Source organism: Ensifer sp. BR816, from assembly GCF_000378985.1.
Taxonomy (GTDB): Bacteria; Pseudomonadota; Alphaproteobacteria; order Rhizobiales; family Rhizobiaceae; genus Sinorhizobium.
Genome location: NZ_KB905370.1, coordinates 1030320 through 1057156, shown reverse-complemented (window position 1 = coordinate 1057156; position 26837 = coordinate 1030320). Strand labels below are relative to the sequence as shown.

Sequence of the window (26837 nt, the reverse complement as noted above, 5' to 3'; positions counted from 1 at the left end):
AGCCTCGGAGTAGATGAATGATGGAAGAAGACTCGCTGAAGCGCCGCACTGAACTTCCCAGGCCCGATGTGTCGGCCGACGAGGCGAAGACGATCCTGTTGGAGCACTACGGCCTCTCCGGCGACGTCGCCGAACTCGGCAGCCAGCAGGACCGCAACTATCGCATCGACACGGGCGAGGGCCGATTCGTGCTGAAGATAGCACGGGCGGACTACGAGCGCGTCGAACTCGAGGCCCAAAACGCGGTGTTGCGCCATCTGGGCACCAAGCCCAACGCGCCAATGGTGCCCAAGGTCATCCCGGCGCGCGATGGCGAAGAGATCGTCACCGCAGCCGTGCGCGACGGAAGCTACCAGTTCCGGCTGCTGACCTACCTTGAGGGAACGCCGCTTACGCGCCGCACGCACCTCTCGGCCGAAACCGTCTCGGCCCTCGGCGACCTCGCCGGCCGGCTCGCTGTCGCGCTCGCGGACTTCGATCATCCGGGGCTCGAGCGGCAACTGCAATGGGACCTCCGGCGGGCGGGACCGGTGGCGCTCCAGCTGCTTTCGGCGATGACCGACGCCGACATGCGCAAGCGCATCGCCGAGGCGATGGTGGGGGCGATGCGCCGCGTCCAGCCGCTAATGCCGGAGCTGCGCCTGCAGGCGATCCATCAGGATGTCACCGACGACAACGTGGTGGCGAGGGCGGAGAAGGGCGGGCGCCTCGTTCCCGAAGGAGTCATCGATTTCGGCGACGTGCTCCAAGGCTGGCTCGTCGCCGAGCTTGCCGTCACCTGCGCGTCGCTGCTTCACCACGCCGACGGCGATCCGTTCCGCATCCTGCCGGCGGTCAAGGCCTTCCATGCCGTCTGCCCGCTGACGGAGGCCGAAATAAGGGCGCTCTGGCCGCTGATCGTCGCTCGCGCCGGCATTCTCGTCGCGAGTTCCGCGCGGCAGTTAGAGGTCGAGCCGGACAATGCCTATGTTCAGTCGAACGTCGCGAATGAGCGCGAGATCTTCGATGTCGCCGTCTCGGTTCCCTTCGACCTGATGGAGCGTGCCATCCATCAGGTGATCGGCAGGGAGGAGGCGCCGGCGGCCCTTCCGACTGCGGGCCGCCTGCTGCCGGATATCGACCCGGGCCGGGTCGGCATCGTCGACCTGTCGCTGCTTGGACCGCATCTGCCCGCCGACCGCTGGCACTACGAGGATACCGAGGCGCTGCTCCTGCAGTCCGCGGCGCGGGCGGCCGGTACGGCGGCGACCCGCTATGGCGAATTCCGCCTGACCGAAACGCGGCCTCTCCAGGCCAAGGCCCCCCAAACCCTCGCCCTCCATGTCGACCTATGCCTGCACGGGCAGACGGCAGTTCACGCCCCCTTTGCCGGTGAGCTCCACCAGCGCGGCGGCAGGCTGATCCTCTCGGCGCAGGGCCTCCACCTTCACCTGCTCGGGATCGAGCCGGCAGGCGGCGACGGTGGGGGCGTCAGTGCAGGGGACCGGATCGGCACGATCCCGGGCGAGCCCACGGCGCTCGGCTTCATGCGCGTTCAACTCTCAACCGCCCCGGAGATCGACCCGCCGCCCTTCGCCGCCGCGCACCGGGCGGAAGCCTGGCGTCGGCTCTGCCCGTCGCCGGCGCGGGTCCTCGGGTTCGATTGCGATGCGCCCGTGCCCGATGCGGCCGGGCTGCTGGAGCGGCGCCGGCGACATTTCGCGCGGCCGCAGAAGAACTATTACCGCAAACCGCCGCAGATCGAGCGCGGCTGGAAGGAACATCTCTTCGACATCGAGGGTCGAGCCTATCTCGACATGGTCAACAACGTTGCGATCGTCGGGCACGGCCACCCGCGCCTCTCCGCCGCTGTCGGTCGGCAATGGTCGCTGCTGAACACCAATTCCCGCTTTCATTACGCGGCGGTCGCCGAGTTTTCGGAGCGGCTTGCCGCTCTTGCACCCGAAGGCCTCGATACGGTCTTTCTCGTCAACAGCGGCTCGGAGGCGAACGATCTCGCCATCCGGCTCGCCTGGGCCTATTCCGGCGCGCGCAACGTGGTCTCGCTGCTGGAGGCCTATCACGGCTGGACAGTCGCGAGCGACGCGGTCTCGACCTCGATCGCCGACAATCCGCAGGCGCTGACGACCCGGCCGGCCTGGGTGCATCCGGTTGTCTCGCCGAACACCTACCGGGGGCCCTATCGCGGCGAAAGCTCAACCGGCGACTATCTCGGGGCCGTCGCGGCCAAGCTCCAGGAACTGGAGGAGAGGAGTGAAAGTCTGGCGGGCTTCATCTGCGAAAGCGTCTACGGCAATGCCGGCGGCATTCCGCTGCCGCCGGGCTATCTCGAGGCCGCCTATCGGATGGTCAGGGCGCGCGGCGGTGTGTGCATCGCCGACGAGGTGCAGGTGGGTTATGGCCGGCTCGGTCACTATTTCTGGGGCTTCGAGGAACAGGGGGTCGTGCCGGATATCATCACCGTCGCCAAGGGCATGGGCAATGGCCACCCGCTCGGTGCAGTGATCACCCGCCGCGAAATCGCCGAGGCGCTCGAGAAGGAGGGCTACTTCTTCTCTTCCGCCGGCGGCAGCCCGGTGAGCTCGGTCGTCGGAATGACGGTCCTGGACATCTTGCACGACGAGGCGCTGCAGGAGAACGCCCGCATGGTGGGTCATCACCTCAAGACCCGGCTGCAAGCGCTCGGCGAGCGGTTCCCGATCGTCGGTGCGGTGCACGGCATGGGTCTCTATCTCGGCGTCGAATTCGTCCGCGACAGCGAGACGCTCGAGCCCGCAACCGAAGAAACGGCGGCAATCTGCGACCGTCTCCTGGAGCTCGGCGTCATCATGCAGCCGACCGGCGACCACCTCAACGTCTTGAAGATCAAGCCGCCGCTCTGCCTCGCCCATGAGAGCGCCGACTTCTTCGCCGACATGCTGGCAAAGGTGCTGGAGGAGGGGTGGTAGCGGGAAGGGCTGCGAAGGATGCAAGACCCCCCCCAACCCCTCCCCTCAGGTGGGAGGGGCTTAACCTACCGCACCCTCCGCGCCTCTCTTGATCGTTACAGCAGGGTTCGATTCTTTGGGAATGGTAGTCGGTCGCAGCGGGCGCCAAAGCCCCTCCCACCTGTGGGGAGGGGTTGGGGAGGGGCCTTGTCCCTGTTAAGGAGGCGCGTTCGTGCTGCCTTTTCCCGCCTAAGCCTCGCTCAGCAACTCCGGCTCGCCGGCCAAACGGTCGACGAGGCTGCGGCGAACCCGGCCGATGTCGCGCATCGGCGGTTCGCCGAAGTGGCGCGCATATTCGCGGCTGAACTGCGACTGGCTGTCGTAGCCGACCTGGTGGCCGGCGTCGCCCGCGTCGAGGCGCTCCTCCAGCATCAGCCGGCGGGCTTCCTGCAGGCGGAGCTGCTTCTGATATTGCAGCGGGCTCATCGCCGTGATCGCCTTGAAATGATGGTGGAGCGAGGAGACGCTCATGCTGACCCGGTTTGCCAGGTCGTCGATGCGTAGCGGACGGGAATAGTGTTCCTTCAGCCAGGCGACGGCGCGGCCGATCTGGTGCGGCTGGCTTTCAGCGGTCGTCATCTGCCGCAGCCTGGCACCATGTGGCCCCATCAGCAGCCGATAGAGGATTTCCTGTTCGATGAGCGGCAACAGGACGGGCATCTCGGCGGGGCGATCGAGGAGCCGCAGCAGGCGCAGCGCCGCGTCTTCCAGGTCCGCAGTCAGCTTGTTGACCGTCATGCCGCGCGGAGACGCGGGTGACCTTGCCGTCTGGTCGCCGACCCTGTCGATAAGGGCTGGAATCTTTGCCGTATCGATCTGGAAATTCATGCTGAGATAGGGTTCGTCGCTGGAAGCCAATGAAATCTGCGACAGGACCGGAAGGTCGATGGACGTCAGCAGATAGTCCGATGCCCCATAGACGAACAACTCCCCGCCGAGCAGGACGCGTTTGGCTCCCTGGACGATGATTGCGAGGCTCGGCTTGTAGGCGGCACAATTCGGCTTGGCGGAGCTCGAATGCCGGTGAATGCTGAGGCCCGGAACGATCGTCGGGTGGTCGCCGTCCACCTCGGCGATCCTGGCAATGATCTCGATCATCTCCTGGCGCGGCGTCCGTTGCAGTTCTGACATCTTCGGTATTCTTTCCGGTGCTTGGGGCTTGCGAGATGGGGCACAGATAGGCGGAGGAAGTTGCGGCGCAACGGCCGTTCTTTCATTCTTGCAGGATTGTGCAAAAACTTTGCAGGATCGCACTAACGCAGTGGCGCCCGGGGACAGCATAGTCCGCCTTGCCGCCCGAGGTCCATGCCTCCGCGCGGCGCGCTATTCCCAGACATGAAGGAAAGACCCCATGGCCATCGCAAGAGGATATGCGGCAACGGACGCATCGAAGCCGCTCGCCCCTTTCACCTTCGAACGTCGCGAACCGCGCGACGACGACGTCGTCATCGACATTCAATATTGCGGCGTCTGCCACTCCGACATCCACCAGGCCCGCAATGAATGGGGCAACTCGACCTTTCCCATGGTGCCGGGCCACGAAATCGTCGGCATCGTTCGGGCGGTCGGCTCCAAGGTTAGCAAGTTCAAGCGCGGCGACCGGGTCGGCGTCGGCTGCTTCGTCGATTCCTGCACGACCTGCGCCACGCGCGATCCCGATCTCGAACACTATATGCCCGGCCTGGTCGTGACCTATAACGGCGTCGAGGCCGATGGAAAGACCCCCACCCAGGGCGGCTATTCCGATCACATCGTCGTCAAGGAAGGCTACGTTCTCTCGATCCCGGAGAACCTGCCGCTCGATGCGGCCGCGCCGCTGCTCTGCGCTGGCATCACGCTCTATTCGCCGCTCCGCCACTGGAAAGCGGGGCCTGGAAAGAAGGTGGCGATCGTCGGCATGGGCGGTCTCGGTCACATGGGCGTTAAGCTCGCCCATGCGATGGGTGCGGAGGTCACCGTCCTCAGCCAGAGCCTTTCGAAGAAGGAGGACGGGCTGAAACTCGGAGCCGACCACTATTATGCAACGAACGATCCGCAGACCTTCGAGAAACTGGCCGGAAGCTTCGATCTGATCATCTGCACCGTAGGAACGGAGATCGACTGGAATGCCTATCTCAACCTCTTGAAGGTCGATGGTGATTTCGTGGTCGTGGGCATTCCCGAGAAGCCGGTGCCGGTCCATGCCTTCTCGCTGGTGCCGGCGCGGCGGAGCATTTCCGGCTCGATGATCGGCTCGATCAAGGAGACGCAGGAGATGCTCGATTTCTGCGGCGAGCACGGCATCGTCTCGGAGATCGAAACGATCCGGATGGAGGAGGTCAACGCCGCCTATGAAAGGGTGCTCAAGAGCGACGTGCGCTATCGCTTCGTGATCGACATGGCTTCGATCAAGGCGTGACGTGATAGGCCGCTGCCGTCAAACGAGCGGCAGCGGCCCGTCGTTCTTGATTTCCTCCATCACCGCATAGGTGCGGGTCTCCTTGACGCCCGGGAGCGTCCAAAGCACTTGGCCGAGGAAATTGCGATAGGCGGTCATGTCCTCGAAACGGGTCTTGACGAGGTAGTCGAAGCCGCCGGCGACCATATGACATTCGAGCACCGCCGGCGCCTGCTTGACGGCGGCGGCGAACTGATCGAACACTTCCGGCGTCGTCTTGTCGAGCATCACCTCGATGAAAACCAGCAGCCCGAAGCCGAGCTTGTGCGGATCGAGACGCGCCCCGAAGCCGGACACGTAGCCCTCTTTCAGGAGCCGCCGCAGCCGCTCGCTCGTGGCGGTCGGCGAAAGGCCGATGCGGTCCGCCAATTCGAGATTGGTGATCCGCCCGTCCGCCTGCAGGATGTTGAGGATTCTGCGGTCGGTCTTGTCGATCTGATGCATTTGCGTGCCCCCGCTCGCGTCTCTCAGGCGGCGAGCCGCGCTTCGGCGAGCTTCACCCAATAGGAAATCCCGTGCGGGATCACGTCGTCGTTGAAGTCGTAGGCGGGATGATGAAGCCCGGCGGAATCGCCATTGCCGATGAAGACGAAGGCGCCGGGCCGGGCAAGCAGCATGTAGGAAAAGTCCTCGCCGCCCATCATCGGGTCGAGCGCGGCGTTGACATTGCCGTCGCCGGCGATCGTCGCGGCGACGGCAAGGGCGTGGCCGGTCTCCGCGGAATGATTGACGGTGACGGGATAGTTGCGGCCGTACCAGACATCGACGGTCGCACCGTAGGCGCTGGCAATGCTCTCGGCGATCTGGCGGATCCGCGCCTCGCCGGTGTCGCGCACCTCGGGTGTGAGTGCACGAACCGTGCCGGCCAGAACCGCCTGTTCCGGAATGACATTGTGGGCGAAACCGGCATTGAACTTGGTGACGGAGACGACGATCGAGGCAAGCGGATCGACGGTGCGCGAAGCGATCGTCTGCAGTGCGTTGACGATCTGCGCGCCTATGGCGATCGGGTCGATGGTCTTGTGCGGCTGAGCCGCATGGCCGCCACGACCCTTGATGGTGATGGTGAACTCGTCCGTGGAGGCCATGATCGGGCCGACGCGGCTGCCGAAATGGCCGACGGGCATGCCTGGCATGTTGTGCATACCGTAGACCTCTTCAATCGCGAACCGCTCCATCATGCCGTCCTTGACCATCTCGTTGCCGCCACCGCCGCCTTCCTCCGCCGGCTGGAAGATGACGGCGATGTTGCCGGCGAAGTTGCGCGTCTCGGCGAGGTATTTCGCCGCACCGAGCAGCATCGCCGTGTGGCCGTCGTGGCCGCAGGCATGCATCTTGCCGGGCGTGTTCGACGACCAGGTCTTGCCGCTGGTCTCGGTGATTGGCAGGGCGTCCATGTCGGCTCTGAGGCCGATGGTGCGGCCCGGGCCGAGACTGCCACGGATGATACCGACGACGCCGGTCCGGCCGAGACCGGTCACGATCTCGTCAACGCCGAATTCCTTCAGTTTCTTTTCGACGAAGGCTGCCGTATTTTCCACCGCGAACAGGAGCTCCGGGTTCATGTGCAGGTGGCGCCGCCATTCGGTCACTTCGTTCTGGAGTTCGGCGGCGCGGTTCAATATCGGCATGATGCTTCCCTGTGGGTCTGTTCGGTGGACGGGGCAGGCGGTCAGGTGGAATGGCTTTGCCATCTCCTTGCCATATAGGCTAAATAGCCGGACTATACGAGGCAACTCCGGAAATTCGAGGTTAAGGTAGTGGTGACAGTTCGACTTCTGATGCGCAACAGGGCAGGCGCGATGGGCGTTCTTGCCGGTGTTTGTGCGGCATTGGCGGCGGCGGTTCCGGCGTCGGCCAATCCGCGGCTCGTCGTCGATGTCGCCACCCTCAAAGTCTACGAGCATCAGGACATCTTCCAGAAATGGTATCCGGCGTCGCTGACCAAGCTGATGACGGCTTATACGACGTTTCAGGCGATCAAGGCAGGACAGCTGACGCTGGAGAGTCCGGTCGTCATGACGAAGAACGCAGCCTCCGAGCCGCCGAGCAAGATGTTCTACAAGCCCGGCCAGGCGATGACGCTCGACAGCGCGTTGAAGATGATGCTCGTCAAGTCGGCCAATGACGTTGCCGTGGCGATCGCCGAAACGGTCGGCGGATCGGAACAGGCGTTCATCGATCGGATGAACGCGGAAGCGCGGCGGATCGGCATGACGTCGTCGCGTTTCACCAATGCCAACGGCTTGCCCGGCCAGGGCCAGTACACGACGGCGCGCGACCTTGCCATTCTGGCGATCACGCTGAAGCGCGAGTATCCGCAATACGCCTCGTATTTCTCGCTGGAAGGCTTCACCACCGGCAAGAAGGATTATGCAAACTACAACATGCTGATCGGCCGCTTCGAAGGCGCCGACGGCATGAAGACCGGCTTCATCTGCGCGTCGGGCTTCAACCAGGTATCGTCGGCGACCCGTTCTGGACGCAGCGTCATATCGGTGGTGCTCGGCGAGGATAGCCTCGGCGCCCGCGCCGACGAGTCGGCCCGGCTGCTCCAGATGGCACTGACGACGCCTTCGGCCGGAAAACCGTCGCTGACCGCCATCGCCCCTTACGGCGAGGGCCGGGAAGTGGTTGCGGACGTCAGCAAGGAGATCTGCTCCAAGCAAGCGGCGAAGGTCCGCAGCGAAGGCCGCGACGAGGCCGGCCGGCAGAAGCTGTTGTCGCCCTATATCCACGAGATCGATCGTCCGCTGAAGCTGGCCTTCGCCGGACTTATTCCGGGCAGCGGCGACAAGACCGCCAAGGCAGGCAGCGATGTCGCCGGGCAGGGCGATGTCGCCGAACTCGCCAACGTCCCGGTTCCGGTGCCGCGCCCCAGCTTCTGAGCGCGACGGGAATGCAAGCGCGGTTTCCGCCCCGGATGCCGCCAAGGTCTATGACGGAGTCCTTTCCATGAACGGTCCATTGCCGGTCGTGCCGGTGTCGATCCTCACCGGCTTCCTCGGTGCGGGCAAGACGACCCTTCTGAACCGCCTGCTGAAGGATCCGGCGCTCGCCGACACGGCCGTCATCATCAACGAGTTCGGCGATGTCTCGATCGATCATCTTCTTGTCGAGGCGTCGAGCGACGGGGTGATCGAGCTTTCCGACGGCTGCCTGTGCTGCACCGTGCGCGGTGAACTGGTCGATACGCTCGCGGACCTGATGGACCGGATGCAGACCGGGCGGATCAAGCCGCTGCAGCGTGTGGTCATCGAGACGACCGGCCTTGCCGATCCGGCGCCGGTGCTGCAATCGGTGCTCGGCAACCCGGTCATCGCCCAGAACTTTCGCCTCGACGGCGTGGTGACGGTCGTCGATGCGGTCAATGGCGCGCAGACGATCGCCAGCCACGTCGAGGCGCTGAAGCAGGTCGCCGTTGCCGACCGGCTCGTCATCAGCAAGATGGGGCTGGCGGGCAAGGAGCAGCTAGAAGCGCTTTGCGATATTCTGAAGGACCTCAATCCGCGCGCACCGATCATGGACGGCGACGGGCAGGAGGCAGGGCGCGCCGAACTATTCGCCTGCGGCCTCTACGACCCATCGACCAAGGTCGCCGATGTCGGCCGCTGGCTGCAGGACGAGCTCGACGGAGACGATCACGATCATGACCATCGTCACGGCCATGATCATGGGCACCACCATCACCACGATGTCAATCGCCACGGCTCCGACATCCGCTCGTTCAGCATCGTTCACGACCGGCCGATCGAGCCGATGGCGCTGGAGATGTTCATCGATCTCCTGCGCTCCGCCCACGGCGAGAAGCTGTTGCGCATGAAGGCGATCGTCGCCGTCGCGGACAGGCCCGAGCGGCCGGTGGTGCTGCACGGTGTCCAGACCGTCTTTCACGCGCCCGAACGGCTTGCCGCCTGGCCGGACCCGGCCGACCGCCGGACACGGATGGTGCTGATTACCAAGGGCCTCGAAGAGGCCTTCGTGCGCGATCTATTCGATGCCTTCACCGGCAAGCCGCGCGTCGATCGCCCGGATGCGCAGGCACTCACCGACAATCCGCTGGCCGTGCCCGGAGTGAAGTTCTGATCATGCGGCCGACTGAACGCGGCCGCGCTGCGATCGTCACACGATGAAGAAGTCGGCAGATGTAATCGCCGCCTTGTTGTCGAGAACCGCAAATTGCACGGCCTTGCCCGCGCCCGAGCCATCGGCATCATAGAAGAGACCGCCGGTTTTACTGTTGTAGAGAAGCCGATCGGTGGCGTCGACCTTGGCAACCGCGGCATCCTTGAAGAGACCTAGTGACAGAGTGCCGGGCGTCAAGGCCGTGAAGATCCTGCTCGACAGCACGAACATATCGTCGATGGCAGAAAAATCCCGGATATGATCGACATTGCTTCCACCGAGCGCCGTGCTGAAGACGAATTGATCCTTGCCCGCATTGCCGGAGAGCAGGTCGCTGCCGGCTCCGCCGTCCAGCGCGTCGTTGCCGGCAGCCCCGCTCAGCACATTGGCGGCGGCATTGCCGGTGAGTTTATTGGCAAGACCATTCCCGGTTCCATTGATGGAGAGGCTTCCCGTCAAGAGAAGGTTCTCGACATTGGCACCGAGTGTGGAGGAGACGCTGCTCTTCACCAGATCCGTTCCGGCCGATGCGGCCTCGGAGACGCGGTCACCGCTATTGTCGACGATATAAGTGTCGTTGCCGGTGAGGCCCTGGAGTTGATCGGCTCCGCGTCCGCCATCGAGAATATTGCCAGCCGCGTTGCCAATCAGGATGTCGGCGGCGGGACCGCCTTTGGCGTTTTCGATCACCACGCCATTGGCGATGGTGAAGCCGCCGGTTAGCGTCTCCGAGGTGGAAAGCCAGCCGCCGCCCCCGATCTCGGCTTTCAGCGTCGCCGCGCGCAGATCGATTTTTGCCCGGCTGGTGCCGGTGTAGGCGATTGTGTCATTGCCGCCGGTGTCCCAAAGCGTCGTGTAGCCGCGGTTGAAATCGACATCGTCGCTGAAGCGATAGAGGTCGTTGCCGGTGTTGTGCGCTCTGGCGCCATACATGTGCTGGAGTGCAGCGATATCGATGGCGCCGAGCGAGCCCGGCTGGGCGTTCAGCGTCGCACCGAAATCCTTGGCCGTGGTGAACGGGTTGTCCTCTCCCCAGAAGGCATAGGTATACCCCATGACTGAGTAGATCGAGGAATTGAGGAGGCCTGTGCCCTTGTCATCTTCGTCCACGACTCCGGGCAAGGTTGGGCCAGCAATTGAGTCATGCGTATGTTTGAGGCCGAGGCTGTGGGCGATCTCATGCAGCCAGACGTCCGAGAATGTGCCGAGGCGAATGATGTCGGCCGCCGCCTTCACGCTCTTCGGGTCGATGCCGACGGCGGTCGTCACCGTATCTTCCGTCGGTCCCGGCCCACCGGAAAACCCACCGCCGCCGGTGTCGAGCAGCGTTTGCTTCAGCGTCGCATTTGCGACCGCCGTTTCGCGAAAGGTCACGTTGATGCAGGCCGAGATGTCCTTGAACATCTCGCGATAGAAATCCTTCCAGTCGCCCTCGGCGAAATCGTCGATGCCGTTTTTGTCGATGTCCTGCTCGGCAAAACCGAAGGTCAGGGTTTTCGATGTCCAGGCATAGCCGCCGATCACACCGTCGGTAACCGCATTCTTCGCAGAGCCGACGCGCTTGTATGTGGTTGCCATCGACGAATTCCCCCATCCAAACTGCTTCAATGGGCAGATACAGACCGCTCCCAATCGCCGCAACGGGCGCTCGCCAATCTTTCGCGCCAGGTGGATAACGGGTGCGCGATCAGGCGATTTTGCCGGCAGAATTCATCGGCGTGCCGATGACGCGTGTTCGTTTCGGTAGAGGATTCGCCGGCCAGGATGCATCAATCACGGCGCTACAGCCAGCGGCGGACGCGGGTTTTGTAAGCGCGATAGACGTCGCCGAACTTGCGCTCGAGATAGGCTTCCTCGCGGGCGACCACGCCGTAACGGATGACGAAGTAGAACGGCACCAGCATGAAGAGGAGCCACAGGCTGTCGAAGGCGAGGGCGAGGCCGATCAGGCCGAGGAACATGCCGATATAGATCGGATTGCGGCTGTAGCGGTAAGGGCCCGCTTCGACGATCGCCGTCGTCGGCTGGACAGTCTGGATATGCGTACCTGCCCGGCGGAAGGTCGCCGCCGCGAGGATCAACAACGCCAGGCCGGTGAGGAAGACAAGCGCGCCCAGCCAGCCGGCGGGCACGGCCGCCGGCAGGAACGGGAGAGGGAAGACGGCGTCGAGCACGACCCCAGCGAAGACCGCAAGGGCCCAGGCGACCGGTGGCCGTACCACAGCACCGGAATTGTCGCGGAAACTGCCATTTGGCTCGTTCATCCTGTCGCCCCTTCTCGGCTCGGGATGATAGCAAGAATCCCTGTTACCTTGGAGCCCCGGTTTGCCGAGGGAGCCGATGCCGGGCAAGAGAGAGCGTCGGCGGATGTGAGACAGCATGCCGATCGGCTACGTCTTCTTGCGAATGAGAAAGCGATGTCCGCCGGCGGTCGACGCCGCCTGTTCAAGCCGGTGCCCGTCTTCGTTGCAGAAATGCGGAATGTCGATCACGGCCATGGGATCGGTGGTCTCGATCTCGATGAGCGCGCCGGGCGCGATTGTCTCCATCCGTTTGCGTGTCTTCAAAACGGGGAGGGGGCATTTCAGCCCCCTCAAATCATAGACGATCCTCGTTTCGTCCGGCATCAATTGCCCCAGATCTTCCAGAACGGGCGCTTCTTCGGCGGTTGTTCCGCCGGCGCCGTCTCGCCGCCGGCTACCGGGGCCGTGGCCACCTGAGGATTGGGCTCGGTCGGCGCAGCCGCCTGCTTTTGATCCGTGGCGGGCTGCGGCTGAGCGGCGGCGGGCTGCTGGGCTGTCGGTTGGGCCGCGCTCGGCTCGGCGGGTGCGGCGTTGGCGGTTGGCGCCGCTGGCGCCTCGGCTTCGCCCGGCGAGAACAGGTTCCAGAAAGATTTCCTGGCTGGCGCCGCCTGCAGCGCCGCCTGCTGAACCGGACGCTCGATCGGGTTCTCTTGCGGGACGGGGACACTCTTGCCGTCGCGCGTTGCCTTCTCCAGCGCTTCCTTCTGGATCAGCGCTGCCTGCTTGGCCTCTTCGACCGCTTTCTGATCGGCAAGCCGCTTTTCGAGGTCGCTGACCTTCATCAGCTTGCCGGCGTCAAGCGAGGTGCCAGTCGGTGCATAGGCAAGCTCGCGGCCCTTGCGCTGTTCGGCAACGATTGCCTTGCGCTCCGCTTCGCTCGGTTCATACCAGACCATGCCGTCGTATTTCTTCAGCGCCTTGTCATAGTCGCGCTGATAGTCTTTCGCGAAATTGGTCATGGCCATCTGCAAGGCTGGCGGCGTCGACATGGCGGGGCACTGGCCGGCCGGATTGAAGCTGCCGTCGGTCTGCTGGTTGAAGACGTATTTCTTCTCGCAGACATTGACCTGCGGGGGGCGCTTGGTCACTTCGAACTGGTCGTAGCCGACCTTCAGCATCTTCCAGAACTCGATGTTCGGATTGTCCCGATGGCGCGCCATGTTCTCCGCCGTCATCCGGTAGGGGAAGGCCTGCAACTGCACGAATTCCTGCCCGCCCTTGAAGGCGTCGCGTGCGAGCGCGAAGATCTCGATGATCTGCTCGTCGGTCATCGAATAGCAGCCCGACGACGAGCAGGCGCCATGGATCATCAGGTGCGTGCCGTAGCGGCCGTTCGCCTTGTCGTAGGCGTTGGGAAAGCCGGTATTGATCGCCAGATAGTAGTTCGAGTTGGGGTTCATCTGGTGCGGATAGAGCGGATAGAACCCCTCCGGCGCCTGACGGTCGCCCTCCTTCACCTTGGGGCCGAGCTTGCCGGACCAGGCGCAGATCTTGTAGCTCTTCAGAAGCTGGAAGCGGCTTGACGCATTCGCCTTCCAGACCTCGAGCGTTCCCTCTTCCTTGAAGATGCGCAACAGGATCGGGGATGTCTTCTGCATCCCCAACTCGCTCATCTTGCTGACCATCTTGCCGGAAAGCTGGTATTCCGTCTTGTTCTTGACGGAAGAGAGGTTGACCGAATCGAGCGTTTCGTTGGTGCAGCCGGCAAGCAGGGCTGCGATGGCGGTGGTGACAACAAGATTTCTGAAACGCATTGGCAAAAGCCCGTTTTAGCCAGATTCCATCCGTGCACGCCTCATCCGCGACGGAGAGGGATCAACGAATCAGTAAGTCATTATTCTTCACGAAATCTTAACCGTGCACGCGCCCCGTGCGAACGGCCGTTTCTCATGACCTGATGAATATGGCCAAGATTTGGCCATAGTCCCGATTTCCGGTTGCCGAGCGAGGCAACTTAATCGCGATGGTTCAGACCCGATCCTGTCACGGTTAACGTGGGCTGCGGGCGCGCCGTGCCCGCCTTTCCTCGTCCGTTTAGAGATTGCGGCCGATATTCAGGTACTTTTGCCGCCGGTCGGCCCGCAATTCGACGCCACTGCGCCCGGAAAGTTCCTTCAGCGCGTCGGCGATTGCCGTGCCGGTGCGGCCGATCACGGCCTGCGGATCGCGGTGGGCGCCACCGACCGGTTCGGGAATGATGCCGTCGATGACACCGAGCGACTTCAGGTCCTCGGCGGTGATCTTCATATTGCTGGCTGCTTCCTTGGCGCGCGTCGAGTCGCGCCATAGGATCGAGGCCGCACCTTCCGGCGAGATGACGCTGTAGATCGCGTGCTCCAGCATATAGACGCGGTTGCCGGTTGCGATCGCGATGGCGCCGCCAGAGCCGCCTTCGCCGATCACCACGGTGACGATCGGCACCTTCACGTTGAGGCACATTTCGGTCGAGCGGGCGATCGCCTCTGCCTGGCCGCGCTCCTCGGCGCCGACGCCGGGATAGGCGCCGGCGGTGTCGACCAGCGTGATGAGCGGCAGGCCGAACCGGTCGGCCATTTCCATGACGCGAACCGCCTTGCGGTAGCCTTCCGGGCGCGGGCTGCCGAAGTTGTGCTTGATGCGCGACTTGGTGTCGTTGCCCTTCTCCTGGCCGATCACGGCGATCGGCGAGCCGCGAAACCGCGCGAGGCCGGCCTGGATCGCATCGTCATTGGCGAAGTTGCGGTCGCCGGCGAGCGGCGTGAATTCGGTAAAGAGCTCCGCGGCATAATCGAGGAAATGCGGGCGGGACGGGTGGCGCGCGACCTGTGTCTTCTGCCAGGGCGACAGCTTGGAATAGATCTCCATCATCGCATCGCGGACGCGGCCCTCGAGCCGGGCGATCTCGTCGGAGGTGTTCACGCTCTCGTCTTCGCCGGCAAGCTTCTTCAGTTCGAGGATCTTGCCCTCGAGATCAGAGATGGGTTTTTCGAAGTCGAGATAGTTGTGCATGAGATGCGTTTCCGATCGTTTTGCGACAAGGACCGTCCGGCAAAGCCAACCTGCCCGCCGGTCCTAATCCTGTTTTTTCGCCTGTTTGGCAAGGGGGTGATGGTTTTGCACCAGTTCGTGCAGCCGTTCCTCCAGCACATGCGTATAGATTTGTGTCGTCGAAATGTCCGAATGACCGAGCAGTTCCTGCACGGCGCGAAGGTCGGCGCCATTGGCGAGGAGGTGGCTGGCGAAGGCATGGCGCAGCACGTGCGGTGAGATCACGGCGACCCGGATACCGGCGCGCGCTGCGAGACTCTTGAGGTCGCGGGCAAAGACCTGGCGGGGCAGGTGGCCGGACTTGCCGGAGGAGGGAAACAGCCAGGGGCTTTCGGCTTCCGCCGCGTTCGTGCGCAGCGCATCGCCGTAGGTCCGCATGGCGCGGATCGCCGCCTGCGACAGCGGCACCAGCCTTTCCTTGTTTCCCTTGCCGCGGATGACCAGGAATCGGCCATTTTGCGCAAGCACGCTTGCGGGCAGCGACACGAGTTCGCTGACGCGCATGCCGGTCGCATAGAGAAGCTCGATGAGCGCATGCATGCGCAGCTTCGCGAAGACGTCTTCGCCGCCGGACGCGGCCTCCGTCTCGGCCTGGCCGATCAGCCGGGTGACGTCGTCGACGCTCAGCGTCTTCGGCAGGGTGCGTGCCTTCTTGGGCGCATCGAGGATGCCGGTCGGGTCGTCGCCGCGCAGTCCCTCGGCATAGAGAAACTTGTAGTATTGCCTCAGCGCCGACAGCCGGCGTGCCTGGGAGGAAGACTTGAAGCCCTCGCCGGCGAGGTGCGAGAGATAGCGTCTGAGATCGTTGGCCGTCGCGGTATTGAGCCGCGTGCCGCAGGAGCGCAGGAAGGAGAGCGCGTCCCTGAGATCGCGCTCGTAGGATTGCAGCGTGTTGACCGCCGCACCCCGCTCGGCGCTCATCATTTCCAGGAATGCTTCGAGGTGGGCCTCCGAAAGATCGGTCATTGCGGCTTGTTGACCCGTTCGGAGGGTATGCGCACCGTCACGTCCCGCTCCACCGGCTCGACGAAGGTGACGAGCGCCACCATGGTTCCATAGATCATGCCGGCCACGACCGCGCAGAAGAACAGGAACCGGAAGAGGGTCGGCATTTTAGTCTCCTCTGCATGTCTCTCCGACCGGAAACGATCGAGAAGGTCCATGCAGCGTTCAAGTGCACCCGTGTGGCCCCGTGATGGGCCGTGATCTATATGAACGGCTCGATCGGCAAGTTCAAGAAGCGCCACGTGCTCCGCGCGACGACTTGACGCCCCCGGCCGATTTGTCGATACCGAAGTGGAATGGGGACTATGACGCCTAATGAACGACGTGACCGAACCGGTTTCCGCGACCCTCGCCGAACGGGCGAAACGCGCTCTCGGTAAGCGCAATCTGATTTTCATCGGCCTGATGGGGGCGGGAAAATCGGCGATTGGTCGGCTGACCGCCCAGGCGCTCGGGGTTCCCTTCGTCGATTCCGACCATGAGATCGAGCGGGTGTCGCGCATGACGGTGAGCGAGCTCTTCGCGGCCTATGGCGAGGAGGAGTTTCGCGCGCTCGAGGCGCGGGTGCTGAAGCGGCTGCTGCGGTCGGGACCGCGGGTGGTTTCGACCGGCGGCGGCGCCTATATCAACGAGCGTTCGCGCCGGCAGATCAAGAAGGGCGGCCTGAGCGTCTGGCTGAACGCGGACCTCGACGTTCTCTGGGAGCGGGTGAACAAGCGCGATACCCGGCCGCTGCTCAAGACGGAAAACCCGAAACAGACGCTCGAAAACCTGATGCGCGCCCGCTATCCGATCTATGCCGAGGCGGATCTCGTGGTCCTCTCGCGCGACGTGAAAAAGGAAACGATGGTCGAGGAAGTCCTCGCGGCCGTCGCCGACTGCAAGAAAGTCGAGATGCCATGATGAACGATGCGATGCATGCGGAGCGAAAGGTCCGCGTTAATCTTGGAGACCGTTCCTACGACATTCTTATCGGCCCCGGCCTGATCGCCGCCGCGGGCAGGGAAATCGCCTCCCGCCTCAAGGGCCGCAGGATGGCGGTCATCACCGATGAAAACGTGGCGCCGCGCTATCTGGAGCCGCTGATGGCGAGCCTGAAGGCGAGCGGCATCGAGGCGGTGTCGCTGGTCCTGCCTGCAGGCGAGAAGACCAAGAGCTTCGAGCATCTGGTTCCGGTGTGCGACGCCATCCTCGCTGCGAAGATCGAGAGAAACGATGCGGTGATCGCGCTCGGCGGCGGGGTGATCGGTGATCTCACGGGCTTTGCCGCCGGCATAGTCCGGCGCGGCTCGCGGTTCATCCAGATCCCGACCTCGCTTTTGGCGCAGGTCGATTCCTCCGTCGGCGGCAAGACCGGCATCAACTCGCCGCACGGCAAGAACCTCATCGGTGTCTTTCATCAGCCGGATCTCGTGCTTGCCGACACGGACGTGCTCGATACGCTGAGCCCGCGCGAGTTTCGCGCGGGCTATGCCGAAGTTGCGAAATACGGCCTGATCGACAAGCCGGAGTTTTTCGATTGGCTCGAGCGAAACTGGCAGGCGGTCTTCGCCGGGGGAGACGCACGAATAGAGGCGATTGCGGCCAGTTGCCAGGCGAAGGCCGACGTCGTGGCTGCCGACGAGCGCGAGAACGGCTTGCGCGCGCTTCTCAATCTCGGACACACCTTCGGCCACGCCCTGGAAGCCGCGACCGAATATGACAGCCGCAGGCTCGTGCACGGGGAAGGCGTTGCGATCGGCATGGTGCTGGCGCACCAGTTCTCCGCCCGGATGAACCTCGCAAGCCCGGACGATGCGCGGCGCGTCGAAGCCCACCTCAAGGGCGTCGGCCTGCCGACGCGCATGGCCGATATTCCCGGCGATCTTCCGCCTGCCGAGCGGTTGATGGAGGCGATCGCCCAGGACAAGAAGGTCAAGGGCGGCAAGCTGACTTTCATCCTGACGAGGGGCATCGGCCAGTCCTTCGTCGCCGACGACGTCCCGGCTTCCGAGGTGCTGGGCTTCCTCAAGGAAAAACATCCGCGATGAGCGCCGAGGCGTTATGGCTCTTTCTGGCGGACCATTGGCTGCCGCTCCTCTCGGTCATCTGCCTCCTGCTCCTGTCGGCGTTCTTCTCCGGGTCGGAAGCGGCCCTGACCGCAGCCTCCCGGGCGCGGATGCACACGCTCGATGGTAATGGCGACCGACGGGCCGGCGTCGTCAATCGGCTGATCGAGCGGCGTGACCGTCTGGTTGGAACGCTGCTGCTGGGCAACAACCTCGTCACCATTCTCGCGACTTCGCTGACGACGAGCCTGCTCATCGGCCTCGTCGGCAACTTCGCCGTGCTGGTCGCCACCCTCAGCATGACCGTGCTGCTCGTCCTCTTCTGCGAGGTGCTGCCGAAAAGCTGGGCGATTGCCTCTCCGGACCGGTTCGCGCTTGCCGTGGCGCCGATGGTAAGACGCTTCGTGGCGGTCGCCGGCCCGTTTTCGGCGCTCATCAATGCGATCGTACGCAGCCTCTTGAACCTCTTCGGCGTGAATGTTTCCTCCGACAGGCCGATGCTTTCGGCCCAGGATGAATTGCGGGGTGCGGTCGATCTGCTTCACCGGGAAGGGGCGGTGGTCAAGGCGGACCGCGACAGGCTCGGCGGCGTCCTCGATCTCGGCGAGCTCGAGGTCTCCGACATCATGATTCACCGCACCGCGATGCAGGCGGTCAACGCGGAGGAGCCGCCCGCGGCCTGCGTCCGGGAAATCCTCGGAAGTCCCTTCACGCGCCTGCCGCTGTGGCGCGGCTCGACCGACAACATCATCGGCGTCGTCCATTCCAAGGATCTCCAGAGAGCGCTCGCCGAGCCCGGGGTCGAGCCGTACAATATCGACATCGTCAGGATCGCGCAGAAGCCATGGTTCGTGCCGGACACGACCAATCTCAAGGACCAGCTCAACGCCTTCCTGCGGCGAAAGCTGCATCTGGCGATCGTCGTCGACGAATACGGCCAGGTTCAGGGCCTCGTCACGCTCGAAGACATCCTCGAGGAAATCGTCGGCGATATTGCCGACGAGCACGATCTCGATATCCAGGGTGTCCGGCAGGAGGCCGACGGCTCCATCGTCGTCGATGGCTCCGTGCCGATCCGCGATCTGAACCGGGCGCTCGACTGGTCGCTGCCGGACGAGGAGGCGACCACGGTCGCCGGTCTCGTCATCCATGAAGCCAAGAGCATTCCGGAGGAGCGGCAGGCCTTCACCTTCTACGGCAAGCGCTTCATCGTCATGAAGAGAGTGAAGAACAGGATCACCAAGCTGCGCATCCGCCCGGCCGAGGGCGAGTCGGCGGGGCTTTAGGCTCAGGACCTACCAGCGCGTCGGCTCACCGGGTGCGGCCGGCTCGACGGCCAGCGCGTGCAGGCCGGCATCGAGCTCGGGCTTCAAGAGGTCGTTGATCGCCCGGTGCCGCGCCACGCGGCTCATGCCGGCAAAGGCGCTGGACACGATGCGGATGCGCATATGGGTTTCGCCGCCGCCGTCGAAGCCGGGCTGGTGGCCGGCGTGCAGATGGCTTTCGTTGACGACCATCAGCCGTTCGGGATGGAAGGCCTCTTCAAGCTTCTTTTCAATGCGGCTTTGCAGCGACATGCTTCAAGTCCCAATCTCCTGCGCAAAAGGCGCCGGCGATGCAAAATGCCCGCACAAAGCCAGCAACATTCCGCTTTGTCAATTCTTGTTGTGACCCGTCGCAAACCCCATAATGCATGCCATGAAGCTCGATTCAAAATACTTCGATCGCATCCGCACGCGCCCCAAGCGGGAAGCGCGCGTCGAGCCGTCTGCACCTATGTGCCAGTGGGACGGTTGCGACCAGAAGGGCGTGCATCGGGCGCCCGTCGGCCGCAATGCCGAGGGCGAATACTTCATGTTCTGCTTCGAGCACGTGAAGGAATACAACAAGGGATACAATTATTTCTCCGGGCTGTCGGACACGGAGATCGCGCGCTATCAGAAGGAAGCGGTCACCGGTCACCGTCCCACCTGGACGGTCGGCGTCAACAAGAGCGCCCGAAACGGACCGGCGCAATCGCAGATGCGCTCCGGCAGCGCCGGCTCACAGGCGCGCATGCGCGATCCGTTCGGCTTCTTCAACGAGGCGCGGGCCCGATCGGCACGGCACGAACCGCGGCTGCGAAAATTGAAGACGCTCGAGGCCAAGGCCTTCGAAACGCTCGGACTTGCCGCGACGGCGACCTCCGCCGATATCAAGGCGGCCTACAAGGATCTCGTCAAGAAACACCACCCCGATGCGAATGGCGGAGACAGAGGTTCGGAAGAGCGTTTTCGGGCCGTGATTCAAGCCTATCAATTGTTAAAACAGGCTGGTTTCTGCTAACAACGCGGACTAAGACAGAAAACACTTTTCGCAGGCGAGTGCGCGGCTGCCGTCCGGCGGCCGCTCTGGAGACATGATGAGCAAGATTGACCTCGATATTTCCAACCTCCCCGACACGACGGTCTCGGTCCGGGAGGCTTTCGGCATTGATACGGATCTGCGCGTTCCCGCCTATTCGAAGGGTGATGCCTACGTGCCCGATCTCGATCCCGATTATCTTTTCGACCGGGAAACGACGCTCGCCATTCTTGCAGGCTTTGCCCACAACCGACGCGTGATGGTGTCCGGCTACCACGGGACCGGCAAGTCGACCCATATCGAGCAGGTTGCAGCGCGCCTCAACTGGCCCTGCGTGCGCATCAACCTCGACAGCCATGTCAGCCGTATCGATCTCGTCGGCAAGGATGCAATCGTCGTCAAGGACGGGCTGCAAATCACCGAGTTCAAGGACGGCATCCTGCCCTGGGCCTATCAGCACAATGTCGCGCTCGTTTTCGACGAGTATGATGCCGGACGCCCGGATGTGATGTTCGTCATCCAGCGCGTGCTCGAATCCTCCGGCCGGTTGACGCTCCTCGACCAGAGCCGTGTCATCCGCCCGCATCCTGCCTTCCGCCTGTTTGCGACCGCCAACACGATCGGCCTCGGCGACACGACCGGGCTTTATCACGGCACGCAGCAGATCAACCAGGCGCAGATGGACCGCTGGTCGATCGTGACGACGCTCAACTACCTGCCGCACGACAAGGAAGTCGACATCGTCGCTGCCAAGGTGAAGGGCTTTACGGCCGACAAGGGCCGCGAGACGGTATCGAAGATGGTGCGCGTCGCCGATCTCACCCGCGCCGCCTTCATCAACGGCGATCTGTCGACCGTCATGAGCCCACGCACGGTGATCACCTGGGCCGAGAACGCCCATATCTTCGGCGATATCGCCTTTGCCTTCCGCGTGACCTTCCTCAACAAATGCGACGAGCTGGAGCGGACGCTGGTCGCCGAACACTACCAGCGTGCCTTTGGTGTCGAATTGAAGGAAAGCGCCGCCAACATCGTGCTGGAAGCGACAGCCTGAGGCTCGCCAGGCGCCGGCTCCTGTCCGCAGGGGTCAGCTCTCGGGTAGAATGGTGATGCGCTCGATATCAGCTGAACCTGGCTGAAGAAGGAACTGTCGTGAGCTCGAATTCCAAGGCGAAGCCACCAACGAGGGAGAACGCCGCCGAACCGTTCAAGCGGGCGCTTTCCGGCTGCGTCCGGTCGATCGCCGGGGATGCCGAGCTTGAGGTCGCCTTCGCGAACGAGCGGCCGGGGATGACCGGTGAGCGCGTCCGGCTGCCGGAGCTCTCCAAGCGCCCGACCCGGCACGAACTCGCCGTGACGCGCGGCCTGGGCGACTCGATGGCGCTGCGCAAGGCATGCCACAACGATCGCATCCATGCGACCATGTCGCCGCAGGGCGCGGATGCGCGGGCGATCTTCGATGCCGTCGAGCAGGCGCGCGTCGAGGCGATCGGGGCGATCCGGATGCCCGGCGTCGCCGACAACCTCTCCTCCATGCTCGAGGAGAAATACGCCAAGGCCAATTTCGGCGCGATCGAAAACCAGGCGGATGCGCCGCTCGAAGAGGCGGTGGCGCTTCTGGTGCGCGAGAAGCTGACCGGCAAGAAGCCACCGACCTCCGCCGGCAAGGTGCTCGACCTCTGGCGCGAGTTCATCGAGCAGAAGGCGTCCGCCGACATCGGAAACCTTACGGCGGCGATCAACGATCAGCAGGCCTTCGCCCGGGTCGTGCGCGACATGCTCGCTTCGATGGATGTGGCCGAGAAATACGGCGAGGACGACATCGAGCCGGACGAGCAGGAAAGCGAGACCGACGAGGACCAGCCGCGCAGCCAGGAGCAGGACGAGAACGCCAGCGAAGAAGAGGAGGGCTCCGACGCCGCCCCAGCCGATGAAAACCAGTCTGCCGAGGAGCAGATGGAAGAAGGCGAGATGGACGGCGCCGAAATCTCCGACGACGACCTTCAGGACGAGGGCGACGAGGACAGCGAGACGCCCGGCGAGGTCAAGCGGCCGAACCATCCTTTCGCGGACCTCAACGAAAAGGTCGACTACGCGGTCTATACGCGCGAGTTCGACGAGACGATCACCTCCGAGGAACTTTGCGACGAGGCCGAACTCGACCGGCTGCGCGCGTTTCTCGACAAGCAGCTCGCGCATCTGCAGGGCGCCGTCGGCCGCCTCGCCAACCGCCTGCAGCGCCGGCTGATGGCGCAGCAGAACCGCTCCTGGGAGTTCGATCTCGAGGAAGGCTTTCTGGATACCGCGCGTCTGCAGCGGGTCATCATCGATCCGATGCAGCCGCTTTCCTTCAAGCGGGAGAAGGATACCAACTTCCGCGACACCGTCGTGACGCTGCTGATCGACAATTCCGGCTCGATGCGTGGCCGGCCGATCACCGTTGCCGCCACTTGCGCGGACATTCTCGCCCGCACGCTGGAGCGTTGCGGCGTCAAGGTCGAGATCCTCGGCTTCACCACCAAGGCCTGGAAGGGCGGGCAATCGCGCGAGAGGTGGCTCGCCGGCGGCAAGCCGCAGGCGCCGGGTCGCCTCAACGATCTGCGCCACATCATCTACAAGTCGGCCGACGCGCCGTGGCGCCGCGCACGCCGCAATCTCGGCCTGATGATGCGCGAAGGGCTGCTCAAGGAGAATATCGACGGTGAGGCGCTGATGTGGGCCCACGATCGCCTGCTCGGCCGGCCGGAGCAGCGGCGGATCCTGATGATGATCTCGGACGGTGCGCCGGTGGACGATTCCACCCTCTCCGTGAATCCGGGCAACTATCTCGAGCGTCACCTGCGCGCCGTCATCGAGCAGATCGAGACCCGCTCGCCGGTCGAGCTTCTGGCGATCGGCATCGGGCATGACGTAACGCGGTATTATCGCCGCGCCGTAACGATCGTCGATGCGGATGAATTGGCCGGCGCGATGACCGAGCAGCTTGCCGCCCTGTTCGAGGAGGAGCACCGGCACGGCCGCGTCGGGCGGATGCGCAGGGCCGGCTGATCGATTTGCCGCGCCGCAAATTCGCCGGGATCTCCGTCATCTGCTAAGAGGCTGCCTGTCCCTCAGCGCCCGCGTTGCCTCCCTGGAAGGTTGTGCCTCGAAATGCTCCGCCGAACTCTTGTCGTTCTCTCCCTGTTGGCATCGACCGCTGTGGCCGTGGCCGAGGCGCCATGCGAAATCGCTCCGATCCGGAGCCGGCAAATCTCGCAGTTCAAGGTCGGTTCCGACGCGAAGACATTCGGCAGACTCGAATTCATCGGTGGCATCGAACTGACCTCGCCGAATGCCCTGTTCGGGGCGCTTTCGGCGATCCGCTTCCGGCCAGACGGCCAATCCTTTGTCGCGGTCCTGGATACCGGGCATTGGGTCGAGGGCGCCGTCATTCGCGACGCGGCCGGCCGGCTCGAGGGACTGAGCGATCTTGCGATCACCGCGATGACCGACGGCAATGGCGCGGCCCAGCTCGAAAAGTGGAAGGTGGATTCCGAAGGGCTGGCGTTGCGCGACGGCGAAGTGATCGTCAGCTTCGAGCAGGCGGCGCGCGTCGATGTCTATCCCGATCCGGGCTTCGCCGCGTCCAGGCCCTTGCGCCAGATAAGCCTGCCCTTTCCGGTCGAGGAATTGCGCAGCAATGGGGGGTTGGAGACGATCGCGATAGCACCGAAGGATGGTCCGCTCGCCGGGGCCGCAGTGGTCGTCGCGGAGCGCAGCGTCGATGCGTCCGACAATCTCCTGGCCGGCATTCTCGACGGGCCGATGCGCGGCGCGTTCTCGGTGGTGCGCGAAGATCCCTATGCCGTGACCGATGGCGCGTTCCTGCCGAATGGAGATCTGCTCATCCTGGAACGCCGCTTCAATTTTGCCTCGGGACTCGGCATGCGCATTCGCCGGCTGGCAGCCGCCGATATCCGGCCGGGTGCCGTGGTCGACGGCGAGGTGCTGCTCGCGGCCGATATGGGCTACCAGATCGACAATATGGAAGGGCTTGATGTGGTCGTCCGGCCCGATGGCGAGATGCGGGTCATCCTGGTTTCCGACGACAATCACTCGATCCTCGAGCGCAACCTGATGCTCGAGTTCCGGCTGAGGGACGACTATACCAATTAGATTGGTTTCGCCGCTTCAATCGGAACAGGGCCAAGTCGGCCCTGTTTGATCGTCGATATCGCCCTTACGCCGTGGCTTTGGCCGCCGGCATCGGCTTGATGACGCTCATCAGCGCGCCATAGGGCAGCAGCAGCACGAAGCCGCACAGGATCTTCACGGCAAGGTCACCGAGTGCCCACGAAATCCAGCGCGGCGCTTCGAAGGCGATGACGCCGAGCAGTGGCGCCGCTTCCAACGCAAAACTGTCGTTCGGACCGAGGAAGACGAAGAACGGTGCGAAGGCGAAGGAGAAGAACATCGCCGTGTCGAGGCCCGAGCCGATCAGCGAGCCGGCGAGCGGCGCGCGCCACCAAGTCTGCCGCCGCAGCCGGTTGAATACCGAAATGTCGAGCAGCTGGCCGAGCAGGAAGGCGGAGCCCGAGGCGATCGCGATGCGCGGCGTCGCGGCGAAGAAGGAAAGCGCGACTGCGACCACGAAGCCGGCGACGACGACGCGGCGCGCCATGCGGGGGCCGAACTGGCGATTCGTGAGATCGGTGACCAGGAAGGCGAAGGGATAGCTGAAAGCGCCCCAGGTCAGGAGGTCGCCGAGTTGCATGCCGGCGATCGAGCCGGGCAGCGGATATTGCACGAGGAAGTTCGACGCGACGACCACCAGGGTCATCAGCGCGACATAGACGAAGAACGTACGGTTGATCAGCATTTTTTTATCCTGGGTGATGCCACCAGCGAGAGGGGCCTGCCGGACGCGGGCATCCGGCCAATGAATGTCGAGCACGAGAAAAAGGCTTGCCGGGCGGACCCGCAAGCCTTTCAAGCCGTTCTCAGGAAGGTGCTGGCGCCGATCAGGCGGCTTCGGCAACCTTCTTGACGATCTGGCGGCGCAGCAGGCGAGCGCGCATGCTCAGCTCGTTCTCGTTGGCCTTCAGCAGGAAGGCGTCGAGGCCGCCGCGATGTTCGACCGAACGGAGGGCCGCAGCGGAGACGCGCAGGCGGAAACGCTGGCCGAGTGCATCGGAGATCAGCGTGACGTTGCACAGGTTCGGCAGGAACTTGCGCTTGGTCTTGTTGTTGGCGTGGCTCACATTGTGACCCGACTGGACGCCCTTGCCGGTCAATTCGCAACTACGGGACATGGTACACCTATTTTCTTTTCGCCGCCGGACAATGCGGTAGCGGGCCCAGAGCCCAGGCCGCGTTCCTACTGGCCATTATTGGAAAGTCGCGGTTCTATAGTCAGTGATCGGCCGCCAGTCAAGCCAAACCTGCGCTTTCCTGAAAATCCGCGCCTTTCCAACGATTAGCAAAAAATAGGCACGGTTGCGAGCCGTCATCTTTCCGGCCATGCTGCGCCGCGCTATCTCCATTCGAACGCAGGCGGAGTCGAACCATTGGCTCCCGCCCGCCGAATGAATATGACGAACCGAGCGCAGAAATGCCGCAAACCGCCTGCATTTCAGGGGATTGCGACCGGACCGCGCCGGGCGTCGATCGGACGCACCAAAGACGCTGCAACACTTAGAGCTGCTGCATGGTTTGTCCTCGAACCGGCTCCGTTACACGGGGCCATGCAGGAGAACGGGAATGGGGCTTTCGGGAATGATGTTGCGCACTGGTTTTCGCGTGCCGGCACTCCTGGCCGCCGTGGCTTTTTCCACAGCCTGCTTCGCTGCGGAAATCGAGCATCAAACGGACTATAGCATTGCGCTCGCCGGCCTGCCGCTGGCGCGCGCCTCGTTTCATACCGAGGTCGACAAGAATCGCTACATCATTTCCGGGACGCTGAATTCGGCCGGCTTGGTGAACATCATAAGCCCGACCTCGGGCCAGACCAGGGTATCCGGCACAATCGGACGCGACCGGCTTCGCGCGACGCAGTATTCGATGTCCTATCGCAGCGGAAAAAAATCGCGGGCGATCAGCGTCAGCTACCGCAACGGAAATGTGGTGCGCGCCAGCATGGTGCCGAAGCGCACGCCATTGCCGAAGAACTGGGTGCCGGTGACGAGCCGCGACATGCGCAACGTGCTCGACCCGCTGTCCGGGCTGATCATTCCGGCGACGACCCGTGTTTGCCCCAATACGCTGCCCATCTTCGACGGCGAATCGCGGCTCGACATCAAGCTCTCGGCCAAGGGGACGCGAAACTTCAAGACCAAGGGCTTCGACGGCGAGGTCATCGTCTGCGGCGTCCGATTCGTGCCGAGGGCGGGATACAAGAAGGGTCGCGAGGACGTCGAATATCTGCGCCGGCTGGAAACGATGGAAATGTGGTTCGCGAAGTCGGAAACGGTCGACGTCTACGCACCGGTCTATGTCCGCATTCCGACCAAGATCGGTCCTGTGACCGTGTCCGCGACACGGTTCGGCGGGTAGGTGCGGCGGCCGTTCCTGCTCTTTCGGGATT

At 63.7% G+C, this 26837-nt stretch carries 25 protein-coding genes; 12 read left to right on the top strand and 13 right to left on the bottom strand.

Features of this window, described 5'->3' with window-relative positions; translation table 11 throughout:
* The first annotated feature begins 17 nt into the window (after window positions 1-17).
* The gene (locus RHIBR816_RS0105120; protein WP_018235461.1) at window positions 18-2948 is read left to right on the top strand and encodes an aminotransferase; all 2931 of its coding nucleotides are present in this window, start codon (window positions 18-20) and stop codon (window positions 2946-2948) included.
* A 228-nt stretch (window positions 2949-3176) separates the two neighbouring features.
* On the opposite strand, the gene RHIBR816_RS0105115 is transcribed toward RHIBR816_RS0105120, so the two are convergent.
* Entirely contained in the window at window positions 3177-4118 is a 942-nt protein-coding gene (locus RHIBR816_RS0105115; protein ID WP_018235460.1) for an AraC family transcriptional regulator, read from the bottom strand.
* Window positions 4119-4338: 220 nt separating this feature from the next.
* Here RHIBR816_RS0105115 and RHIBR816_RS0105110 point away from each other — a divergent pair, with 220 nt between their 5' ends.
* On the top strand, window positions 4339-5385 hold the full coding sequence (locus RHIBR816_RS0105110; protein WP_018235459.1) for an NAD(P)-dependent alcohol dehydrogenase: 1047 nt from the start codon (window positions 4339-4341) through the stop codon (window positions 5383-5385).
* Window positions 5386-5403: 18 nt separating this feature from the next.
* Here RHIBR816_RS0105110 and RHIBR816_RS0105105 read toward each other — a convergent pair whose 3' ends face one another.
* Both RHIBR816_RS0105105 and RHIBR816_RS0105100 read right to left on the bottom strand, forming a co-directional pair.
* Window positions 5404-5868: an Lrp/AsnC ligand binding domain-containing protein gene (locus tag RHIBR816_RS0105105; protein ID WP_018235458.1), complete on the bottom strand. Its 465-nt coding sequence runs from the start codon at window positions 5866-5868 to the stop codon at window positions 5404-5406.
* A 23-nt stretch (window positions 5869-5891) separates the two neighbouring features.
* Window positions 5892-7055 (bottom strand): M20 aminoacylase family protein, encoded by a 1164-nt coding sequence (locus tag RHIBR816_RS0105100; protein WP_018235457.1) that lies wholly within the window; start codon window positions 7053-7055, stop codon window positions 5892-5894.
* Between the two features lie 171 nt (window positions 7056-7226).
* On the opposite strand from RHIBR816_RS0105100, the gene RHIBR816_RS0105095 reads away from it, so the two are divergent.
* A complete protein-coding gene (locus tag RHIBR816_RS0105095; protein WP_052522671.1) occupies window positions 7227-8312 on the top strand; it encodes a D-alanyl-D-alanine carboxypeptidase family protein in 1086 nt (361 codons plus the stop codon).
* Window positions 8313-8379: 67 nt separating this feature from the next.
* On the top strand, window positions 8380-9510 hold the full coding sequence (locus tag RHIBR816_RS0105090; protein WP_026186653.1) for a GTP-binding protein: 1131 nt from the start codon (window positions 8380-8382) through the stop codon (window positions 9508-9510).
* 36 nt (window positions 9511-9546) lie between these two features.
* Here RHIBR816_RS0105090 and RHIBR816_RS0105085 read toward each other — a convergent pair whose 3' ends face one another.
* The 7 genes from RHIBR816_RS0105085 to RHIBR816_RS35615 form a co-directional block, all read right to left on the bottom strand.
* Entirely contained in the window at window positions 9547-11127 is a 1581-nt protein-coding gene (locus RHIBR816_RS0105085; RefSeq protein ID WP_018235454.1) for a M10 family metallopeptidase C-terminal domain-containing protein, read from the bottom strand.
* A gap of 203 nt (window positions 11128-11330) precedes the next feature.
* Window positions 11331-11813, bottom strand: coding sequence for an isoprenylcysteine carboxylmethyltransferase family protein (locus tag RHIBR816_RS0105080; RefSeq protein ID WP_018235453.1), 483 nt, complete (start codon window positions 11811-11813; stop codon window positions 11331-11333).
* Between the two features lie 126 nt (window positions 11814-11939).
* Window positions 11940-12176 (bottom strand): sulfurtransferase TusA family protein, encoded by a 237-nt coding sequence (locus RHIBR816_RS0105075; RefSeq protein ID WP_018235452.1) that lies wholly within the window; start codon window positions 12174-12176, stop codon window positions 11940-11942.
* The gene (locus RHIBR816_RS0105070; protein WP_018235451.1) at window positions 12176-13606 is read right to left on the bottom strand and encodes a murein L,D-transpeptidase family protein; all 1431 of its coding nucleotides are present in this window, start codon (window positions 13604-13606) and stop codon (window positions 12176-12178) included. The genes RHIBR816_RS0105075 and RHIBR816_RS0105070 overlap by 1 nt, the downstream gene beginning before the upstream one ends.
* Before the next feature lie 280 nt (window positions 13607-13886).
* On the bottom strand, window positions 13887-14840 hold the full coding sequence (locus RHIBR816_RS0105065; protein WP_018235450.1) for an acetyl-CoA carboxylase carboxyltransferase subunit alpha: 954 nt from the start codon (window positions 14838-14840) through the stop codon (window positions 13887-13889).
* 63 nt (window positions 14841-14903) lie between these two features.
* The gene (gene xerD / locus RHIBR816_RS0105060) at window positions 14904-15845 is read right to left on the bottom strand and encodes a site-specific tyrosine recombinase XerD (RefSeq protein ID WP_018235449.1); all 942 of its coding nucleotides are present in this window, start codon (window positions 15843-15845) and stop codon (window positions 14904-14906) included.
* Window positions 15842-15991, bottom strand: a complete 150-nt coding sequence (locus RHIBR816_RS35615; RefSeq protein ID WP_018235448.1) for a hypothetical protein — start codon at window positions 15989-15991, stop codon at window positions 15842-15844. Before RHIBR816_RS35615 ends, xerD begins: the two co-directional genes overlap by 4 nt.
* 208 nt (window positions 15992-16199) lie before the next feature.
* Between RHIBR816_RS35615 and RHIBR816_RS0105050 the strand changes: the two genes are divergently transcribed.
* The 3 genes from RHIBR816_RS0105050 to RHIBR816_RS0105040 are packed head-to-tail and all read left to right on the top strand — an operon-like array spanning window position 16200 to window position 19218.
* Window positions 16200-16787: a shikimate kinase gene (locus RHIBR816_RS0105050; protein ID WP_018235447.1), complete on the top strand. Its 588-nt coding sequence runs from the start codon at window positions 16200-16202 to the stop codon at window positions 16785-16787.
* Window positions 16784-17914 (top strand): 3-dehydroquinate synthase, encoded by a 1131-nt coding sequence (gene aroB / locus RHIBR816_RS0105045; RefSeq protein WP_018235446.1) that lies wholly within the window; start codon window positions 16784-16786, stop codon window positions 17912-17914. The genes RHIBR816_RS0105050 and aroB overlap by 4 nt, the downstream gene beginning before the upstream one ends.
* Complete coding sequence (locus RHIBR816_RS0105040; RefSeq protein WP_018235445.1) at window positions 17911-19218, top strand: HlyC/CorC family transporter; 1308 nt, start codon at window positions 17911-17913, stop codon at window positions 19216-19218. Before aroB ends, RHIBR816_RS0105040 begins: the two co-directional genes overlap by 4 nt.
* A 9-nt stretch (window positions 19219-19227) precedes the next feature.
* On the opposite strand, the gene RHIBR816_RS0105035 is transcribed toward RHIBR816_RS0105040, so the two are convergent.
* On the bottom strand, window positions 19228-19509 hold the full coding sequence (locus RHIBR816_RS0105035) for a BolA family transcriptional regulator (RefSeq protein WP_018235444.1): 282 nt from the start codon (window positions 19507-19509) through the stop codon (window positions 19228-19230).
* A 112-nt stretch (window positions 19510-19621) separates the two neighbouring features.
* Between RHIBR816_RS0105035 and RHIBR816_RS0105030 the strand changes: the two genes are divergently transcribed.
* The 4 genes from RHIBR816_RS0105030 to RHIBR816_RS0105015 all read left to right on the top strand — a co-directional run bounded on the left by RHIBR816_RS0105030 (window position 19622) and on the right by RHIBR816_RS0105015 (window position 24430).
* Window positions 19622-20257 (top strand): J domain-containing protein, encoded by a 636-nt coding sequence (locus RHIBR816_RS0105030; RefSeq protein WP_018235443.1) that lies wholly within the window; start codon window positions 19622-19624, stop codon window positions 20255-20257.
* Between the two features lie 76 nt (window positions 20258-20333).
* Window positions 20334-21329 (top strand): cobaltochelatase subunit CobS, encoded by a 996-nt coding sequence (gene cobS, locus RHIBR816_RS0105025; protein ID WP_018235442.1) that lies wholly within the window; start codon window positions 20334-20336, stop codon window positions 21327-21329.
* Between the two features lie 98 nt (window positions 21330-21427).
* Entirely contained in the window at window positions 21428-23323 is a 1896-nt protein-coding gene (gene cobT, locus RHIBR816_RS0105020) for a cobaltochelatase subunit CobT (RefSeq protein ID WP_018235441.1), read from the top strand.
* 102 nt (window positions 23324-23425) lie between these two features.
* The gene (locus RHIBR816_RS0105015) at window positions 23426-24430 is read left to right on the top strand and encodes an esterase-like activity of phytase family protein (protein ID WP_018235440.1); all 1005 of its coding nucleotides are present in this window, start codon (window positions 23426-23428) and stop codon (window positions 24428-24430) included.
* A 64-nt stretch (window positions 24431-24494) separates the two neighbouring features.
* Here RHIBR816_RS0105015 and RHIBR816_RS0105010 read toward each other — a convergent pair whose 3' ends face one another.
* On the bottom strand, window positions 24495-25133 hold the full coding sequence (locus RHIBR816_RS0105010; RefSeq protein WP_026186652.1) for a VUT family protein: 639 nt from the start codon (window positions 25131-25133) through the stop codon (window positions 24495-24497).
* A gap of 142 nt (window positions 25134-25275) precedes the next feature.
* On the bottom strand, window positions 25276-25566 hold the full coding sequence (rpmB, locus tag RHIBR816_RS0105005; protein ID WP_026186651.1) for a 50S ribosomal protein L28: 291 nt from the start codon (window positions 25564-25566) through the stop codon (window positions 25276-25278).
* Window positions 25567-26014: 448 nt separating this feature from the next.
* Here rpmB and RHIBR816_RS0104995 point away from each other — a divergent pair, with 448 nt between their 5' ends.
* The gene (locus tag RHIBR816_RS0104995; protein ID WP_018235436.1) at window positions 26015-26806 is read left to right on the top strand and encodes a DUF3108 domain-containing protein; all 792 of its coding nucleotides are present in this window, start codon (window positions 26015-26017) and stop codon (window positions 26804-26806) included.
* The last annotated feature ends 31 nt before the right edge of the window (window positions 26807-26837 follow it).

Coding starts and splice junctions, on each gene's coding strand:
- RHIBR816_RS0105120 (WP_018235461.1), top strand. CDS start 18: ATGATGGAAGAAGACTCGCTGAAGCGCCGCACTGAACTTCCCAGGCCC.
- RHIBR816_RS0105115 (WP_018235460.1), bottom strand. CDS start 4,118: ATGTCAGAACTGCAACGGACGCCGCGCCAGGAGATGATCGAGATCATT.
- RHIBR816_RS0105110 (WP_018235459.1), top strand. CDS start 4,339: ATGGCCATCGCAAGAGGATATGCGGCAACGGACGCATCGAAGCCGCTC.
- RHIBR816_RS0105105 (WP_018235458.1), bottom strand. CDS start 5,868: ATGCATCAGATCGACAAGACCGACCGCAGAATCCTCAACATCCTGCAG.
- RHIBR816_RS0105100 (WP_018235457.1), bottom strand. CDS start 7,055: ATGCCGATATTGAACCGCGCCGCCGAACTCCAGAACGAAGTGACCGAA.
- RHIBR816_RS0105095 (WP_052522671.1), top strand. CDS start 7,227: ATGGGCGTTCTTGCCGGTGTTTGTGCGGCATTGGCGGCGGCGGTTCCG.
- RHIBR816_RS0105090 (WP_026186653.1), top strand. CDS start 8,380: ATGAACGGTCCATTGCCGGTCGTGCCGGTGTCGATCCTCACCGGCTTC.
- RHIBR816_RS0105085 (WP_018235454.1), bottom strand. CDS start 11,127: ATGGCAACCACATACAAGCGCGTCGGCTCTGCGAAGAATGCGGTTACC.
- RHIBR816_RS0105080 (WP_018235453.1), bottom strand. CDS start 11,813: ATGAACGAGCCAAATGGCAGTTTCCGCGACAATTCCGGTGCTGTGGTA.
- RHIBR816_RS0105075 (WP_018235452.1), bottom strand. CDS start 12,176: ATGCCGGACGAAACGAGGATCGTCTATGATTTGAGGGGGCTGAAATGC.
- RHIBR816_RS0105070 (WP_018235451.1), bottom strand. CDS start 13,606: ATGCGTTTCAGAAATCTTGTTGTCACCACCGCCATCGCAGCCCTGCTT.
- RHIBR816_RS0105065 (WP_018235450.1), bottom strand. CDS start 14,840: ATGCACAACTATCTCGACTTCGAAAAACCCATCTCTGATCTCGAGGGC.
- xerD (WP_018235449.1), bottom strand. CDS start 15,845: ATGACCGATCTTTCGGAGGCCCACCTCGAAGCATTCCTGGAAATGATG.
- RHIBR816_RS35615 (WP_018235448.1), bottom strand. CDS start 15,991: ATGCCGACCCTCTTCCGGTTCCTGTTCTTCTGCGCGGTCGTGGCCGGC.
- RHIBR816_RS0105050 (WP_018235447.1), top strand. CDS start 16,200: ATGAACGACGTGACCGAACCGGTTTCCGCGACCCTCGCCGAACGGGCG.
- aroB (WP_018235446.1), top strand. CDS start 16,784: ATGATGAACGATGCGATGCATGCGGAGCGAAAGGTCCGCGTTAATCTT.
- RHIBR816_RS0105040 (WP_018235445.1), top strand. CDS start 17,911: ATGAGCGCCGAGGCGTTATGGCTCTTTCTGGCGGACCATTGGCTGCCG.
- RHIBR816_RS0105035 (WP_018235444.1), bottom strand. CDS start 19,509: ATGTCGCTGCAAAGCCGCATTGAAAAGAAGCTTGAAGAGGCCTTCCAT.
- RHIBR816_RS0105030 (WP_018235443.1), top strand. CDS start 19,622: ATGCATGCCATGAAGCTCGATTCAAAATACTTCGATCGCATCCGCACG.
- cobS (WP_018235442.1), top strand. CDS start 20,334: ATGAGCAAGATTGACCTCGATATTTCCAACCTCCCCGACACGACGGTC.
- RHIBR816_RS0105015 (WP_018235440.1), top strand. CDS start 23,426: ATGCTCCGCCGAACTCTTGTCGTTCTCTCCCTGTTGGCATCGACCGCT.
- RHIBR816_RS0105010 (WP_026186652.1), bottom strand. CDS start 25,133: ATGCTGATCAACCGTACGTTCTTCGTCTATGTCGCGCTGATGACCCTG.
- rpmB (WP_026186651.1), bottom strand. CDS start 25,566: ATGTCCCGTAGTTGCGAATTGACCGGCAAGGGCGTCCAGTCGGGTCAC.
- RHIBR816_RS0104995 (WP_018235436.1), top strand. CDS start 26,015: ATGGGGCTTTCGGGAATGATGTTGCGCACTGGTTTTCGCGTGCCGGCA.